Source organism: Stenotrophomonas sp. Br8 (assembly GCF_014763005.1).
Taxonomy (GTDB): domain Bacteria; phylum Pseudomonadota; class Gammaproteobacteria; order Xanthomonadales; family Xanthomonadaceae; genus Stenotrophomonas; species Stenotrophomonas lactitubi.
On record NZ_JACGTN010000008.1, the window covers coordinates 136,232 to 150,710 of the forward strand.

The 14,479-nt window shown below is 67.9% G+C and carries 16 protein-coding genes; 13 read left to right on the forward strand and 3 right to left on the reverse strand.

The genetic code is table 11. The features are described from left to right. Window positions 1–44: 44 nt before the first annotated feature. The 3 genes from H3005_RS08720 to H3005_RS08730 form a co-directional block, all read right to left on the reverse strand. Complete coding sequence (locus H3005_RS08720) at window positions 45–872, reverse strand: hypothetical protein (protein WP_191077944.1); 828 nt, start codon at window positions 870–872, stop codon at window positions 45–47. Between the two features lie 117 nt (window positions 873–989). Then, window positions 990–1,304: an AzlD family protein gene (locus tag H3005_RS08725; protein ID WP_191077945.1), complete on the reverse strand. Its 315-nt coding sequence runs from the start codon at window positions 1,302–1,304 to the stop codon at window positions 990–992. Continuing rightward, window positions 1,301–2,035, reverse strand: a complete 735-nt coding sequence (locus H3005_RS08730; protein WP_191077946.1) for an AzlC family ABC transporter permease — start codon at window positions 2,033–2,035, stop codon at window positions 1,301–1,303. Before H3005_RS08730 ends, H3005_RS08725 begins: the two co-directional genes overlap by 4 nt. Window positions 2,036–2,159: 124 nt before the next feature. On the opposite strand from H3005_RS08730, the gene H3005_RS08735 reads away from it, so the two are divergent. From H3005_RS08735 to gspF, 13 genes are all read left to right on the forward strand, one after another. Next, window positions 2,160–2,624, forward strand: coding sequence for an Lrp/AsnC family transcriptional regulator (locus H3005_RS08735; RefSeq protein WP_025874361.1), 465 nt, complete (start codon window positions 2,160–2,162; stop codon window positions 2,622–2,624). Window positions 2,625–2,773: 149 nt separating this feature from the next. Beyond that, window positions 2,774–3,454 carry an STN domain-containing protein gene (locus H3005_RS08740; protein WP_191078060.1) on the forward strand — a complete coding sequence of 227 codons (681 nt, stop codon included), beginning with the start codon at window positions 2,774–2,776 and terminating at the stop codon, window positions 3,452–3,454. A gap of 16 nt (window positions 3,455–3,470) precedes the next feature. Further along, on the forward strand, window positions 3,471–4,001 hold the full coding sequence (locus H3005_RS08745; RefSeq protein ID WP_089237960.1) for a sigma-70 family RNA polymerase sigma factor: 531 nt from the start codon (window positions 3,471–3,473) through the stop codon (window positions 3,999–4,001). Between the two features lie 69 nt (window positions 4,002–4,070). Further along, a complete protein-coding gene (locus H3005_RS08750) occupies window positions 4,071–5,051 on the forward strand; it encodes a DUF4880 domain-containing protein (protein WP_180167257.1) in 981 nt (326 codons plus the stop codon). Between the two features lie 53 nt (window positions 5,052–5,104). Then, a complete protein-coding gene (locus H3005_RS08755; RefSeq protein ID WP_191077947.1) occupies window positions 5,105–5,656 on the forward strand; it encodes a hypothetical protein in 552 nt (183 codons plus the stop codon). A 119-nt stretch (window positions 5,657–5,775) separates the two neighbouring features. After that, a complete protein-coding gene (locus H3005_RS08760; protein ID WP_191077948.1) occupies window positions 5,776–6,360 on the forward strand; it encodes a hypothetical protein in 585 nt (194 codons plus the stop codon). A 57-nt stretch (window positions 6,361–6,417) separates the two neighbouring features. Beyond that, window positions 6,418–6,855, forward strand: coding sequence for a type II secretion system major pseudopilin GspG (gspG, locus tag H3005_RS08765; protein ID WP_191077949.1), 438 nt, complete (start codon window positions 6,418–6,420; stop codon window positions 6,853–6,855). Between the two features lie 9 nt (window positions 6,856–6,864). Next, on the forward strand, window positions 6,865–7,770 hold the full coding sequence (gene gspK / locus H3005_RS08770; protein ID WP_223880149.1) for a type II secretion system minor pseudopilin GspK: 906 nt from the start codon (window positions 6,865–6,867) through the stop codon (window positions 7,768–7,770). Continuing rightward, the gene (gspL, locus tag H3005_RS08775; RefSeq protein ID WP_191077950.1) at window positions 7,767–8,933 is read left to right on the forward strand and encodes a type II secretion system protein GspL; all 1,167 of its coding nucleotides are present in this window, start codon (window positions 7,767–7,769) and stop codon (window positions 8,931–8,933) included. The genes gspK and gspL overlap by 4 nt, the downstream gene beginning before the upstream one ends. Beyond that, a complete protein-coding gene (gene gspM, locus H3005_RS08780) occupies window positions 8,930–9,457 on the forward strand; it encodes a type II secretion system protein GspM (protein ID WP_191077951.1) in 528 nt (175 codons plus the stop codon). The genes gspL and gspM overlap by 4 nt, the downstream gene beginning before the upstream one ends. After that, window positions 9,454–11,829, forward strand: coding sequence for a type II secretion system secretin GspD (gspD, locus tag H3005_RS08785; protein WP_191077952.1), 2,376 nt, complete (start codon window positions 9,454–9,456; stop codon window positions 11,827–11,829). The genes gspM and gspD overlap by 4 nt, the downstream gene beginning before the upstream one ends. A gap of 2 nt (window positions 11,830–11,831) precedes the next feature. Beyond that, window positions 11,832–13,268, forward strand: coding sequence for a type II secretion system ATPase GspE (gspE, locus tag H3005_RS08790; protein ID WP_100552670.1), 1,437 nt, complete (start codon window positions 11,832–11,834; stop codon window positions 13,266–13,268). A gap of 7 nt (window positions 13,269–13,275) precedes the next feature. Further along, the gene (gene gspF, locus H3005_RS08795) at window positions 13,276–14,475 is read left to right on the forward strand and encodes a type II secretion system inner membrane protein GspF (RefSeq protein WP_191077953.1); all 1,200 of its coding nucleotides are present in this window, start codon (window positions 13,276–13,278) and stop codon (window positions 14,473–14,475) included. Window positions 14,476–14,479 lie beyond the last annotated feature (4 nt).

Here is a 14,479-nt window from a genome sequence, read left to right on the forward strand (position 1 = left end):
AGGGGGCTGCGACCGGCTGTCGCAGGGGGGGCGAAGGGGCGGCGCTAGCGGGCGATGCCGGGGAATCCGATGCTCTGCTGGCAGTACCGCAGCAGTGCGCGCCCGTCTTCGTCATCGCGTTGCATATGATCACCGCTGAAGAATGCCTGCAACGACCGGCCGATCGCGTTGCCGGCATTTCCAGAGCGGCGTGCAGCCGCCGGCAGCAGGCTGTCAGCGCGGGGATCATGGCGGCCGGGAAGCTGTTCGCGCCGAAGCTCACCTTCAATCGCCAGCAGCGCACATGCCCCGGCGAGGTATGCCTCCGGTTCCCGGTGCGCGCCCCATCGACGCTGGCCTGCCATCGCGGTGGCGATATGGTGGAATTCGTGCGCGGTGGTGGAGATCACGCGCTCGCGCAGTGCATCGGCATCGTCGCCGGCGGGAAACCAGAACGCCACCACCAGTTCTGGTCGTGCCGGCCTGGCGGGCTGTTGCCAGATGCCGCCACCGTCGCTGACGATCGTGACCTGATAGCGGACCGGCGTATCGTTCAGGTCTGCGCCGTGGAGCGGTTGCCGCGCCGCGTGGGCGGCGGCAGTGCATAGATTCACGGCCTGCCCAGCGGATAGGCTGGGTTCGACCCAGCGCACCACCACTGCGATTGTTTCCAGTTGGCAAGTATGCGAGCGCGTCGTCTGTTCGGAACTCTCCTGGCCGGGCAACACCGACGCGGTGCCAACGCTCAGCTGGGAGGCGTTGCCGCGCAGGAGCGTCGCAAACGCTCCGTCCGCGCCGACACTATCGCGCGGGGGAGTATCGAGGGTATTGCACGCACTGGTGCAGAGCAGCAACGCTGCTGCGCCTGTGGCGTGCCGCAACCAGGATTCCATCTGCAGGAGATCACCCTTCCAAGGCGGTGGATGCATCCTTGCAGACGCCCCGGCGCACGCACAATCAGACGTGTTGCATCTGGAGGCTGACTGTCGGCGCGGGTTGTCCTCTGCCGCTCACCCCATCACATACCGCAGCACCCCCGCCGATACCACGCCGATCAGCACCGTCGGCAGCATCGACAGCCGCGTGGCCGCCAGTAACGTGATGGCCAGCGCGGCCAGGTCGGCCGGCTTGTCGGCCACGAAGTCCGGGGCGATCACCGAGATCAGCACGCAGCCCGGGGCGGCTTCCATCACCGTTACCGCGCGCTTGCTCAGGGTGCGGTTGCGCAGCGCGAGAAAACCGATGATGCGGGTGAGATAGGTGGCGGCAGCCATCAGGATGACGGTCAGCACCGAGGTCCAGTGGATCAGGCCGTTGAAGATCATGCCGCGTCCTCCGCCAGCAGCCAGGTGGCAGCGAGGCCGGCCAGCGCGCCGCTGGCCACGTACCAGGCGCCGGGCACCAGCAGGTAGGTGCCCGCTGCCACCACCAGGCTGACCAGCCATGGCCGGGCGGCGCGCATGCCTTGCCACATGCCACGCAGCAGCACCAGGAACACGGCGGGGAAGGCCATGTCGAAGCCGTAGGCATGGATGTCGCCGAGCAGCGGGCCGACGATCGCGCCCAGCGCGGTGCACAGCACCCACACGGTGTACAGGCCGGCCGATACGCCGAGGTAGTAGGCCAGGCTGAAGCCCAGTGCGCGACGGCGCGCATCGGCCACGCCCAGTGCCCAGCTTTCATCGCACATGAAGAACAGCGCCGGCAGCACGCGACGGCGCGGCAGGTGCTGCAACAACGGTGCCAGGCTGGCGCCCATCAACAGGTGGCGGCTGTTGACCAGCGCGGTGATCGCCACGATCAGCGCGATGTGCGGCGGCGAGGTCCACAGTTCGACCGCGGCGAATTCAGACCCGCCAGCGAAGTTGAGGCCGGTCATCAGCGGCACTTCCAGCGCCGACAGGCCCTTCTGCGCGGCCTGGGCGCCGAGCACCAGGGCAAAGGGAATGAAGCCGATCATCACCGGTACGGCGGCGCGCAGGCCGCGCAGGAACTCGGCGCGTGGTGCGGTGTCGCAGGCGGGATCAGGCAGGGGCAGGGTGGTTCGGGCGTCCATGGATCAACAACGAGTGGGGGTGACCCATGCTAACGGTCCGATCACGAAATCGGGTTGCGTTGATGCCATTGGTTCGGCCGAATGTGCAATATCATGCGGTGATCCGGTCAAGGAGTGGAATTCCATGCAGTACCAGCTCGACAACCTGGATCGTCGCATCCTGGACGCCCTGCAGCGCGATGGTCGCCTGCAGAACCTGGAGCTGTCCCGCCAGGTGGGGCTCTCGCCGTCGGCCTGCCTGCGCCGGGTTCGCCTGTTGGAAGAGGGCGGCTACATCGATCGCTACGTGGCCCTGCTGAATGCGGCGAGGATCGGACGGGGGTTCACCGTGTTCGTCCGTGTCTGGCTGCGCGGCCAGGACGAAGACACCACCAATCACTTCATCAACAGCATCAAGTCCTTCCCGGAAGTACTTGAATGCCATCTGATGGCTGGCGACTGTGACTTCCTGCTGCGGGTGGCGGTGGCCGACCTGGACGCGTACCGGCAGTTCCAGATCCAGCACCTGAACCGCATCGCCGGGGTGCAGAACACCAAGACCGAAATCCCCATGCAGCGGATCAAGCAGACCACTGAACTGCCGGTCTGAACCGGCCCGGCGCGTCCCCTGCGCGCCGCCGTCATCGCAATGACACGTGACGCCGCTACGGTTTGACCCGCTTGCCGGCCGTGTGCAGGTCGACCCACCTGGTCGCACCGCGCTCCGCCGCTGCAGCTGATGTCGCTGCCGAGGGTCATGTGTTCTACGTCAGGGGGCTGAATGGACAGCATGCAATCAGACGTTGGAGGGTGGCCGCCGCCGCCGGGTTGCTGTTCGCCTTCGCTGCTGCCGCACAGGACGACATCCGATCCTATGACATTCCCGCGCAACCGCTGGAACAGGCGGTCGAGCGCTTCAGTGTCGTCAGCGGGTGGTCGGTGATGTATCCCGGCGATCTCGGCACGGGCCGCAGCAGCCATCCGCTGCAGGCCAGCCTGCCGCCGCTGCAGGCGCTGCAGGTGGTGCTGCAGGACACGGGTGTCGAGGCCGAGCTGATTGGTGCACAACGCGTGGTGCTGCGCCGCGGTGCACACGCGGCCACCGGATCCTCCCTGACCGATGTGGCCGCCGACCCGGGGCAGCGTCGCCGCTTCGGCGACCTGCAGCAACGGCTGCGCACCGCTTTCTGTGGCGACCCTGACCTGGCGCCGGGAGCCTATGCGGCGACGCTGCGCTTCCGCATTGCCAACGATGGCCAGGTGCAGGAACCCGAACTGCTTGCCGGCAGTGGCAGCGCACGCCGCGATGCGCGCCTTCTGCAGGCGATGCAGGCCCTGCGGCTGGGCGCCGATGCTGCCGCGCTGCCGCAGCCGGTGACCCTGCAGATCCGTCCTTCCAGCGCGGGCCACGACTGTGGCCGGCGCCCGCCCCAACCATGACGTCAAGGAATCGAACATGAGCAACAGCACGGCTGGGGCGGTGGACCTGATGGACCATCTGCTGGGCGCCTACGACGAACTGAAGCGCCGACTGGTGCGCAAGCTGGGCTCGGAAGAGCTGGCCGGCGACGCGCTGCAGGACACCTGGATGCGCCTGAGCACGCGTCGACACCGCCTGGACCCGGTGCAGAACCCTGCGGCGTATCTGCTGCGCATGGCGATGAACACCGTGATCGACCGCCAGCGCGCCGACCATCGCCTGCTGAGCCTGGAAGAAGTGGATACGTTGATGGACATGGCCGATCCCGGCCCGGGGCCGGCACAGGCGGCCGAGCAGGAAATGGCACTGGAAGACATGGTCGGCCTGCTGCAGCGGATGCCTGAGCGCCGCCGCCGGATACTGCTGGCGATCCGCGTGGACGGCCTGCAGCAGCGTGATGTGGCCGAGCATCTGGGGGTGTCGCTGCGGTTGGTGCAGCGTGAGCTGAAAGCCGCGCAGGATTACCTGGCCGAACGCAGCGGGCAGGGGCGGCAGGTGCGGTTCTGAGGCACGGCATCCGTCTACACTTTGACGCCGAGCAGAACCCCGCAGCGTGCGGGGACGGCAAGAGCCCTCATGGACGCTGACGATCAACCGCACCGCCCGCTCGACGCCGTGGAGCGCCAGGCCCATGCGTGGGTGGTGCGGTTGACCTCGGGCGAGGCCACGGCGGCCGATGGCAGGAAATTCCGCCAATGGTGCGAGGCCGATCCCGGCCATCGGCAGGCCTTTGCACGCGCGAAGCGGCAATGGGAACAGGTACGCCTGGCCGGTGAGCAGCTGCCTGCCGCCGCACGCCAGCCGCAGGCGGCAACCCCAGCGCAACGCTGGAGCCGGCGCGCATTCCTTGGTGCGGCCGTGGCGGCACCTGCAAGCCTGGCCGTGGTGGCTGCGCTGCACCCGCCGTTGGGTCTGTGGCCTTCGGTGACGGCGATGACGGCCGATTTCCACACCGGTACCGGAGAGCGGCTGTTGATTGCGCCGACGCCACATCTGAAGATCGAACTGGATACGCAGAGCAGCCTGCGCCGGCGCAGCGACGCGCAGGGTGAGGGCTTCGAGCTGGTGCAGGGACAGGCTGCGATCGACGCTGCAGCGGGGACACGCCTGGCATTGTTCGCCGGGCCGGGCTGTCTTGTAGCCGACGAGGGCGCAGCACGCCTGGATGTGCGCAACACCGACGGCCAGGTGCGTGTGACCTGCCTGCGCGGCAGCGTTCGCATCGAGCATCCGCAAGGTCGCCTGCAGCTGCAGGCCGGCCAGCAGACGGTGTATGACGAGCGCCTCAGCGGCGTGGTGGCCGAAGCCGTGGCGGCCGAAGTCAGCGCGTGGACCGAAGGCATGCTGGTGTTCCGCCGCGCGCCGCTGCGTGAGGTGGTGGCCGAGATCAACCGCTACCGGCGCGGCAAGGTGCTGCTGGGCGAATCGGCACTGGCGCGCGCCCCGGTCAGCGGCCGCTTCCGCATCGATGATCCGGATGCGGCGCTGGAGCAGCTCGGGCAGACGATGTCGCTCGGCCTGCGTCGCTTTCCGGGTGGAATTGCCGTCTTGGGGTAAGACCCTGGCTGCGCGCGACGCGCACGGCCGCTGCATGCATGGAGAGGCCAAGGATGCGCAACGAGACCATCGGTGTGTTGGATCTGCGCCGCAATCTGTCGGCGCTGTTGGAAACCACCCAGCGGCGGCCGCTGATGGTGCACCGCTATGGCGCGCCGTGGGTATGCGTGGTGTCCGACGCGCAGTGGCGACAGCAGGCGGTGCTGCTGGAATTCGAGCCGCAGGACCATCCGTTGGCGATGCTGTTGCGGTTGCAGCGGCAGGCACTGCCGCTGTCCGAATCGGGGGCGCTGCCTGCAGCTGCACTGGCGCGCGCGCTGCTGTTGATGGCGATGCATGGCATCGAGGGTCTTGCGGCGCTTCACGATCACGTGCGCTACCACCGGTTGTGGCACTGGTTCGTGGCCGCCACCGATGCGCAGATGGAGGGATGGCAGCTGCCGCTGCTGCAGGCGTCGATGGAGGTACTGTTGGATGACCCGGATGCGATGCACGCACTGGCCGCATTCGCACAGCGCAGCGACGTTGCCGTGCTGGCCCGACGCTGTGGCGGCGATGCTCCGCGCCTGGACCTGGAAGCCTGCAGGCGGATGACGCTGCGGTGACATTCCCGCGATGCTGCCACGCACTGCTCAACATCGCGTTCGTGCTGTCGCTTCGGTTGCCTTGCTGACGTCTTCTGCAGAGTACGACGCTCCCGCGTCGCGGAGCGCAGGCGACGCCGATGAACGACAGTCGCAGGATCAGCATGCTGGAGCTGGATCGCCACCTGAGCCAGTCGCTGGAGCAGGCACGGCATGCACCCGTGAATGTGCAGCGCTACGGACAGCCGTGGGTGTGGATGCTGTCCAGCGATGCCTGGGCCGACGCCGCAAGATGGTCAGCGCTGGATGCCAGCGGGCATCCGTTGCTGCTGCTGCGGCAGGCGCTGGACGCGCGCCTGCAGCCGTGGCCGGAATCGGCATTGGCCACGCTGGCACAGGAGTGCGGGGAGGTGCGCATGGTGCAGCGTGCGGTGCTGCTGGTCGCGCTGCGCGCGCCTGCGAGCGTGCAACGCCTGCACGACGATCTTCGCTATCACCAGGTGTATCGGCAGTTCATCGGCTTCGACCATGGCATGGCCTGGTCGCCCCTGCAGTGCATGCGCCTGCTGCAGGCGTGCGCCACGCCACTGCTGCAGCGCTGCGTGGACGACACGCTTGCGCGTGTTCCGTCGTCGCTGCTGGACGCTGCCTGCGTGGCCAATGCACGCCGCGTGGGTGATCGGCTGCAGGAACAGCGGATTTCCGCAGGATGTTTATCGTACTGACACATGCGCCGCTGACCATGGGGCAGCGGTCTCTTCCAGGATGATGAGGGCGGAACAATGGCAACGCAGATGGGTGGTCGCAGGGCTCGGCAGCAGGGCTTCAGCCTGATCGAGATCATGGTGGTGGTGGTCATCATCGGCATTCTGGCTGCACTGATCGTGCCCCGGTTGATGGATCGCCCTGATCAGGCCCGCGTGGTGGCGGCACGCCAGGACATCGCCGCGCTGATGCAGGCGATGAAGCTGTATCGGCTGGACAATGGTCGTTACCCCAGTGCCGAGCAGGGGCTGCAGGCGTTGGTGAAGCCACCGCAGGGCAGTGCTGCGATGCCGGTAACGCCCTACCTCGACCGCCTGCCGGATGATCCGTGGGGGCACCCGTACCAGTACCAGAACCCCGGCACGCACAGCGATATCGATGTGTTCTCACTGGGGGCCGACAGCAAGCCCGGCGGTGAGGCCGGCAACGCGGACATCGGCTCCTGGCAGTTGTGAGGCCAGACAATGGCACGCCGTAAAATTCCAGGTGCGTTTGCCCGCCAGCAGGGCATGGCGGTGATCGTGGCGATGCTGGTGGTGGCACTGGTAGCGGTGATCGCCACGGCACTGCTGACCCGTCAATCGGCGCAGCTGCGTGCGGTACGCAGCGATCAGCTGCGCATGCAGGTGCGTATGGCGGTGGACGCCACCCTGGAGCGCGCGGCGCAGCAGTTGCGTGACGACGCGCGCGAGCAGTTGACCACTGTTGGCAGCGGACGCTGGGCGCGTCCGCTGCAGCTTCAGGTGCCTCTGCCGGTGCACCTGCAGCTGGTGGACGCGCAGTCGAGATTCAACCTGCGCACGCTGCTGGCAGACGGCCAGCCTGCAGCGGAGGCACTGCGTGCGTTCACCACGCTGTGTGCCGGGCAGGGGCTGCCTCGCGCCGCCTGTGCCAGTGCCGCAACGCAGATCCAGTCGCGCCTGCGCGATGGCGAGCGGCAGGCGCGCGCACCGCTGCCGCGCGAGTCGCTGATCGAACAGGTACTGGCCGGCGCCGATCCGGTGGCGGTACAGGCACTGGCGGGGCGCACGGTGGTGCTGCCTGCGCAGACCCTGGTCAACGCCAATACAAGTGATATCGCCGTGCTGCAGGCGATTGCACCCGGGGTGGATGCCGGGCGCCTGCAGGCGCTGCTGGGCGAGCGCGATCGTGGCCACTGGCTGCTCAATCGCGGTGACATCGCCAACCGGCTGCAGCTGAGCAACGAACAGATGGCGTTGATGCCGCTGGGTATCCACAGCGAATGGTTCCTGGCGGTAGGCCAGGTAGAGGCCGACGGGGCATCGGTGGATTTCCGCGCATTGATCTGGCGCGAGTACCGCGACGACAGCGTGCGTGTGCAACGGGTATGGACAAGGATCGGTGCATGAGCACGCAACTGAGAATGCGCCTGCCGGCGCTGGAACGATTGGATAAGGACAGCGCGGTAGAATGGGCGCAGCTGCACAAGGAACGTGTGCTGGTAACGGGCAGTGATCGCCTGTCGACGCTGGGCCAGCGCTTTCCGCAGGCAATGGTGCATGCGAGCCTGGACCCGCAGGACCTGATCCTGCTGGAGCTGCAGCTACCGCCGCTGTCCGGGCGCCGCCTGCAGGCGGCCCTGCAGGGCGAGGTGGAAGCGATGCTGCTGGATGATCTGCAGGAGGTCGCGCTGGGCCATGGCACGCAGGCGGCCGATGGCACGGTGGCGGTGGCGTGGCTTGGCCTGCAGGCGATTGCGCGGGTACAACAGCAGTTGCAGGACTGTGGGCTGCAGTTGCAGGCGCTGCATCCGACCCCCTTGCTGCTGCCGTGGTCGGCCGGGCAGGCCACCTTGCAGTTGTGTGGCGAGCATGTACTGGTTCGCTGCGGCCGTGATCGTGGCTTCGTCCAGTGGTGCAGCGGGCGTGACCTGGCCTCGGTGATGCAGATGCTTGCCGTACGCTTGCAGCAGGCTGGGGTGCAGGCGGTGCAGTGGATCGATGCCGTACCGCCTGCCTGGGCCGAGCGCCTGCCGGCCAGCGTGCTGGCGCAGGCGGCGCAGTCCAGCGGTCCGCTGCCTGGCTGGTCGCTGCCGTTGCCGGCCGTGGGGGCAGGTGCGCCGCGGCTGGCCATCGGCCTTGCGTTGGCGGCGGCGGTGCTGGCTGCGCTGGGTCTGCAACTGCAGGTATCGCGCTGGCAGGGCGAGGGTGAAGCCTTGCGGCAGGACATGGCGCGGCAGTTCAGCACGCACTTCCCGGAGATCCACGATGTGGTCGACCCGGTGTTGCAGGCACGGCGGGCACTGGCGGTGCCGGCAGCGCCACGGACGCTTCCTGCCGTGCAGCAGCAGGTTGCCAGCGTGCTGCAGGCCATACCTGAGTTGGCTGGCCAGATTCGTAGCCTGCGCTATCAGCCGGGCCAGTTGGAAATGGAACTTGATGCCGACGCGCAGGCGTTGGCCGAGGACGCGCAACGGCTGGAGCGCTGGCAACAGGCGACGCAGGCACAGGGGCTGCAGCTTGCGCGCGAAGCCGGTGGCCGGTTGCGGATCAGCAGCGGGGCCGCGCCATGACCGCAGCCGGGTTGCGCCCAGCTGCCTCCCTGCATGGATTGCAGCAGCGTTGGCAGCGGCTGGCGGCGCGCGAGCGCGCGATGCTGCTGTTGATGGCTGCCGCGATATCGGCGGCTGCGCTGTGGCTGGGCTGGCTGCAGCCGCTGCTGAAACAGCGCAGCCATTGGCAGGCTGAACTGCCTCGGCTGCAGGCACAGTCGGCGGCACTTGCACCGCTGCTGCGTGCCCGTGAACAACAGCAGCAGGCGCAGGGCCAGCACCCGACGCTTGCCGGGCTGCGCCAGCAGATCACCGCTGCCGGCCTGGCCGGCAGCCTGCATATCGAAACGCGTGACGGGCGCTGGCACCTGCAGGTGCGCAGTGTGCCCGCCGATGCGCTCTGGAACTGGCTGCTGCCCTTGCTGGCCGACCCGGCCATCGAACTGCAGCAACTGCAACTGCAACGCACAGGGGACGCGAACATGCCGGCGGCACGGATTTCCGGAAACATCGTGATGGCCGCCAATGGCGGTGGCCATCCATGAAGTCGATGCGCAGCCTGGGCTGCAGCGCGGTACTGGCACTGGTGGTGGGCCTGGCCCATCTTCCGGCGGCGGTGCAGGCGCAGGACGCCAGTGGCGAACCGGTACAGTTGAACCTGGTGGACACCGATATCGGCGGGGTGCTGCGCATGGCGGCACGCTTCACCGGCCGCCAGTTCCTGGTCGATCCACGGGTGACCGGCAAGATGACCGTGGTCTCCGATGGGCCGGTCAGCCGTGTGCAGGCCTACCAGCTGTTGCTGGGTGCATTGCGCATGCGCGGCTTTGCCGTGGTTGAAAGCGGGGGCGTCAGCCGGGTGGTGCCGCAGGCCGACGCCAAGCTGCTGGGCGGTCGTGTGGGTGCCGGCGGTGCGGGAGGCGAGATAACCACGCGCACGTTTGCCCTGCGCTACGAAAGCGCGGCGGCGCTGGTGGCGGTGCTGCGGCCGATGATCAGCCCGGATAATCCGATCACCGCGAACCCAGGCAACAACACGCTGGTCATCACCGACTACGCCGACAACCTGGAGCGCATCGCGCGGGTAATTGCCAGCGTGGATACGCCGGCCGGCATGGACACCGACGTGGTCAAGCTGCAGCAGGGCATTGCCGTGGACGTGGCGGCGATGGTCGCACCGTTGCTGGACGCGCAGGGCGCGGAGCCGGCGCAGAAGGTGGTGGTGATGGCCGACCCGCGCAGCAACAGCGTGCTGCTGCGCTCCAGCAGCCCGGGCCGCACGCGCCTGGCGCGGCAGCTGGTGGAGAAGCTGGACAAGGCCCAGGACGAGTCCGGCAACCTGCATGTGGTGTACCTGCGCAATGCCCAGGCCACCCAGCTGGCCGGAGTGCTGCGTGGCGTGGTGGCAGGGCAGAGCGATGCGCCGGCGATGGGCAGCAGCGACGGTATCACCGCATTGCCGGGCGAGACCAGCCGCAACGCCAGCACGCCGGCGCAACCTGCGCAGGGCAAGAGCAAGGGCAATGCGCTGGAATCGCCGCGGCTTGACCCGGGGCGTCGTGATCCGATCGATGCCGGCAGCAGCGGTTTCAGCCAGAACGGCATCTCGGTGCAGGCTGACATCGCCACCAACACCTTGCTGATTTCCGCCCCGGAGCCGGTGTACCGCAACCTGCGGCGGGTGATCGACCAGCTCGACCAGCGCCGGGCGCAGGTGCTGGTGGAGAGCCTGATCGTGGAGGTCAACCAGACCGATGCCGCTGAACTGGGCGTGCAATGGATGCTGGGCAACGGCCGCACGTTCGGTGGCACCCATTTCGGCGGCACCACCGGTGGTAGTGGCATCAGCACCACTGCGCGCACCACGCTGGATGTCCTGCCGAAGGAAGGCCTGAACATCGGCGTGATCGACGGCACGATCAACCTGCCGGGCGTCGGCCAGATCCTCAACATGAAGGCGCTGGCCAATGCCCTGCAGAGCAAGGGCGGCGCCAACATCCTCTCCACGCCGAACCTGATGACCCTGGACAACGAGGCGGCCAGCATCATGGTCGGGCAGACCGTGCCCTTCGTCAGTGGCCGCTATGTGACCGACGGTGGCGGTGGCAGCAACAACCCGTTCCAGACCATCGAACGCGAGGACGTGGGCCTTAAGCTGCGGGTGCGTCCGCAGATTTCCGAGGGCGGCACGGTGAAGCTGGACATCTACCAGGAAGTCAGCAGCATCGATGCGCAGAGCTCGGGCAGCGCCGGCATCATCACCAACAAGCGAGCGCTGGATACCAGCGTGCTGCTCGATGACGGGCAGATCATGGTGCTGGGCGGCCTGCTGGAAGACAGCGTCAGCCACGGCCGCGACGCCGTACCGGGGCTGGGGAAGATCCCTGTACTGGGCGCGCTGTTCCGCAGCGATACGCGCAAGCGGGCCAAGACCAACCTGATGGTGTTCCTGCGCCCGCATGTGGTGCGCGACCCGGCCGCCGGACAGCGCCTGACCCGCGACCGCTATGACTACATGCGCAATGCACAGGCCGCTGCGCAGCCGGTGCAGAGCTGGGCGTTGCCGGCGCTGTCGGCACCGCAGCTGCCGCCGCAGGACCTGTCGGTGCTTGGCCAGGGCAATGCGCGTGATGGCCAGGGCCAGCCGTTGCAGAACGGCAGCCTTGCGTCGTTGTATCCGGCCAGCGAGGGCAATGTGCAGGTGGTGCAGTACGCGCAGGGGCTGGATGCGGCGCGTGCGACCCAGGCCGTGGCACAGGTGCGCGCGCTTGGCCTGCAGGCCTATGCCGAGACCACGCCGGGTGAAACGGGACAGCGTCTGCGGGTGCGGGTGGCGCGCGACCCGGCCACGCTCGACCCGGCGCTGCAGCAGCTGCGCGGGTTGGGCTACACCCCGGAACTGGTCATCGGGCCATGAGCATGCCCGTGCCGTTGCCATTGCTGCCGTATGCCTGGGTGCGCAGCCACGGGGTGATGCTGGCCGAAGCAGGCGGCGCGCCGGTACTGCTGGGCACCGCCGAGACCGCCGCCTGGGCCGTGGCCGAGCTGCGCCGCCGGCACGGGCCGGTACCGTTCCAGGTGCTGGATGCGGCGGTCTGGCAGCAGCGGTTGGGCGAACAGTATCGTGACGGTGGCGATGCCGCTGCGGTGGTCGGCGCGGCCGAAAGTGAGGTCGATCTCGACCGGCTGATGCAGGACATGCCCGAGGTGACCGATCTGCTGGACGCGCAGGATGACGCGCCGGTGATCCGCATGATCAACGCGCTGTTGGCGCAGGCCGCGCGTGATGGTGCCAGCGACCTGCACATCGAACCTTTCGAAACGCATTCGGTGGTGCGCTACCGCGTCGATGGCACCCTGCGTGACATGGTGCAGCCACGGCGTGCGCTGCATGCGGCGCTGGTATCGCGCATCAAGATCATGGCCCACCTGGATATCGCCGAGAAGCGCCTGCCGCAGGATGGGCGCATCGCCATCCGTGTGGGTGGCCGACCACTGGACATCCGCGTGTCCACGGTGCCGACGGGACATGGCGAGCGCGCGGTGCTGCGCCTGCTGGAAAAGGATGCCGGGCGTCTGCAGCTGCAGCGGTTGGGCATGGCCGACGATACGCTGGCCACCTTCACCGGGTTGATCCGCCAGCCGCATGGCATCGTGCTGGTGACCGGGCCGACCGGTAGCGGCAAGACCACCTCGCTGTATGCGGCACTGGGGCAGCTCGACAGCAGCACCAGCAACATCCTCACCGTGGAGGACCCGGTGGAGTACGACTTCGCCGGCATCGGCCAGATCCAGGTCAACGCGCGCATCGGCATGAGCTTCGGCGCGGCATTGCGCGCGATCCTGCGCCAGGATCCGGACACCATCATGATCGGTGAGATCCGTGACCTGGAAACGGCGCAGATCGCGGTGCAGTCGTCGCTGACCGGCCATGGCGTGCTGGCATCGCTGCATACCAACGATGCGATCTCGGCGGTGACCCGCCTGGCCGACATGGGTGTGGAACCGTTCCTGCTGGCCTCATCGCTGCGCGGTGTACTGGCGCAGCGGCTGGTGCGCAGGCTGTGCCTGCAGTGTCGGCGTGCCGAACTCGATACCGAGGGGCGCACGGTGTGGCGGGCCGTAGGCTGCTCAGCCTGCGCGAACAGCGGCTACCGCGGGCGCACCGGCATCCATGAGCTGTTCGTGGTGGATGAGCGCGTGCGGGCATTGATCCATGAAGGGCAGGGCGAACCCGCGCTGCGCGAGGCGGCGCGGCGTGCCGGCATGCGCAGCCTGCGCCAGGACGGGCAGCGCTGGGTCGACAGCGGGGTGACCACGCTGGAGGAGATCCTGCGCGTGACCGGTGACGACTGAGGCGCGCATGGCACTGTTCGATTACCAGGCCGCCAACGCACAGGGGCGCATCGAGAAGGGACAGCTGGACGCCGACAACGCGCGCGGCGTGCGCCAGCAACTGCGCGGGCGCGGGCTGACACCGGTACAGGTATCAGCCGCACGCAATGCCGGCAGTGGCTGGGGCACACGCAGACTATCGGCCAGCGAACTGGCCTGGGCCACGCGGCAACTGGCCAGCCTGCTGGCCGCCAGCCTGCCGCTGGAAAGCGCACTGAGTGCGGTGATCGAACAGGCCGAACGTCCGCACGTTGCGCAGGCGCTCACCGCAGTGCGTGCCGATGTGCGCGCTGGCCAGCGGCTGACCGTGGCGCTGGCGGCGCGGCCGCGCGATTTCCCTGGGATCTATCGTGCCCTGGTGGGCGCCGGTGAGGATTCCGGCGATCTGGCGCGGGTGATGGAACGTCTGGCCGACTACATCGAAGAGCGCAACGCGCTGCAGGCGAAGGTACTGACGGCATTCATCTACCCGGCAGCGATCAGCCTGGTGTCGGTGGCGATCGTGATCTTCCTGCTCAGCTACGTGGTGCCTCAGGTGGTGACTGCATTCGTGCAGGCACGGCAGACGCTGCCGATGCTGACCCAGGTGATGCTGGCGGCCAGTGCTTTCGTACGCGCGTGGGGCGTATGGACGGGATTGGGCATCGGCGCGCTGGTGGTGGGCTGGCGGCTGGCACTGCGGCGGCCGGATCTGCGCCTGCGCTGGGACAGCCTGCTGTTGCGCGTACCGATGGTGGGCCGTTTCGTGCTGGGCGTGAACAGTGCTCGCTTCGCATCGACACTGGCGATCCTGCTGGATGCCGGTGTGCCATTGCTGCGCGCACTGGACGCCGCACGACAGACACTGGGCAACGCGCTGCTGGCGCGCTGTGCCGATGATGTGGCCGCTCGCGTGCGCGAGGGTACTTCGCTTGGCGCTGCGTTGAAGGTGCAGAAAGTGTATCCGCCGATCCTGGTGCATCTGGTGGCCAGTGGCGAGAAGACCGGTTCATTGGCGCCGTTGCTCGACCGCGCCGCACAGACCATCTCGCGCGAGATCGAACGCCGTGCGATGGCACTTACGGCATTGCTGGAGCCCACGATGATCCTGGTGATGGGGGGCGTGGTGCTGACCATCGTGCTGGCCGTGCTGATGCCGATCATGGAAATGAACCAGCTGGTGCAATGACGTG

Excerpts from the sequence above, each read along its gene's own strand:
- H3005_RS08720 (WP_191077944.1), bottom strand. The coding sequence starts at position 872 with ATGGAATCCTGGTTGCGGCACGCCACAGGCGCAGCAGCGTTGCTGCTC.
- H3005_RS08725 (WP_191077945.1), bottom strand. The coding sequence starts at position 1,304 with ATGATCTTCAACGGCCTGATCCACTGGACCTCGGTGCTGACCGTCATC.
- H3005_RS08730 (WP_191077946.1), bottom strand. The coding sequence starts at position 2,035 with ATGGACGCCCGAACCACCCTGCCCCTGCCTGATCCCGCCTGCGACACC.
- H3005_RS08735 (WP_025874361.1), top strand. The coding sequence starts at position 2,160 with ATGCAGTACCAGCTCGACAACCTGGATCGTCGCATCCTGGACGCCCTG.
- H3005_RS08745 (WP_089237960.1), top strand. The coding sequence starts at position 3,471 with ATGAGCAACAGCACGGCTGGGGCGGTGGACCTGATGGACCATCTGCTG.
- H3005_RS08750 (WP_180167257.1), top strand. The coding sequence starts at position 4,071 with ATGGACGCTGACGATCAACCGCACCGCCCGCTCGACGCCGTGGAGCGC.
- H3005_RS08755 (WP_191077947.1), top strand. The coding sequence starts at position 5,105 with ATGCGCAACGAGACCATCGGTGTGTTGGATCTGCGCCGCAATCTGTCG.
- H3005_RS08760 (WP_191077948.1), top strand. The coding sequence starts at position 5,776 with ATGAACGACAGTCGCAGGATCAGCATGCTGGAGCTGGATCGCCACCTG.
- gspG (WP_191077949.1), top strand. The coding sequence starts at position 6,418 with ATGGCAACGCAGATGGGTGGTCGCAGGGCTCGGCAGCAGGGCTTCAGC.
- gspK (WP_223880149.1), top strand. The coding sequence starts at position 6,865 with ATGGCACGCCGTAAAATTCCAGGTGCGTTTGCCCGCCAGCAGGGCATG.
- gspL (WP_191077950.1), top strand. The coding sequence starts at position 7,767 with ATGAGCACGCAACTGAGAATGCGCCTGCCGGCGCTGGAACGATTGGAT.
- gspM (WP_191077951.1), top strand. The coding sequence starts at position 8,930 with ATGACCGCAGCCGGGTTGCGCCCAGCTGCCTCCCTGCATGGATTGCAG.
- gspD (WP_191077952.1), top strand. The coding sequence starts at position 9,454 with ATGAAGTCGATGCGCAGCCTGGGCTGCAGCGCGGTACTGGCACTGGTG.
- gspE (WP_100552670.1), top strand. The coding sequence starts at position 11,832 with ATGCCCGTGCCGTTGCCATTGCTGCCGTATGCCTGGGTGCGCAGCCAC.
- gspF (WP_191077953.1), top strand. The coding sequence starts at position 13,276 with ATGGCACTGTTCGATTACCAGGCCGCCAACGCACAGGGGCGCATCGAG.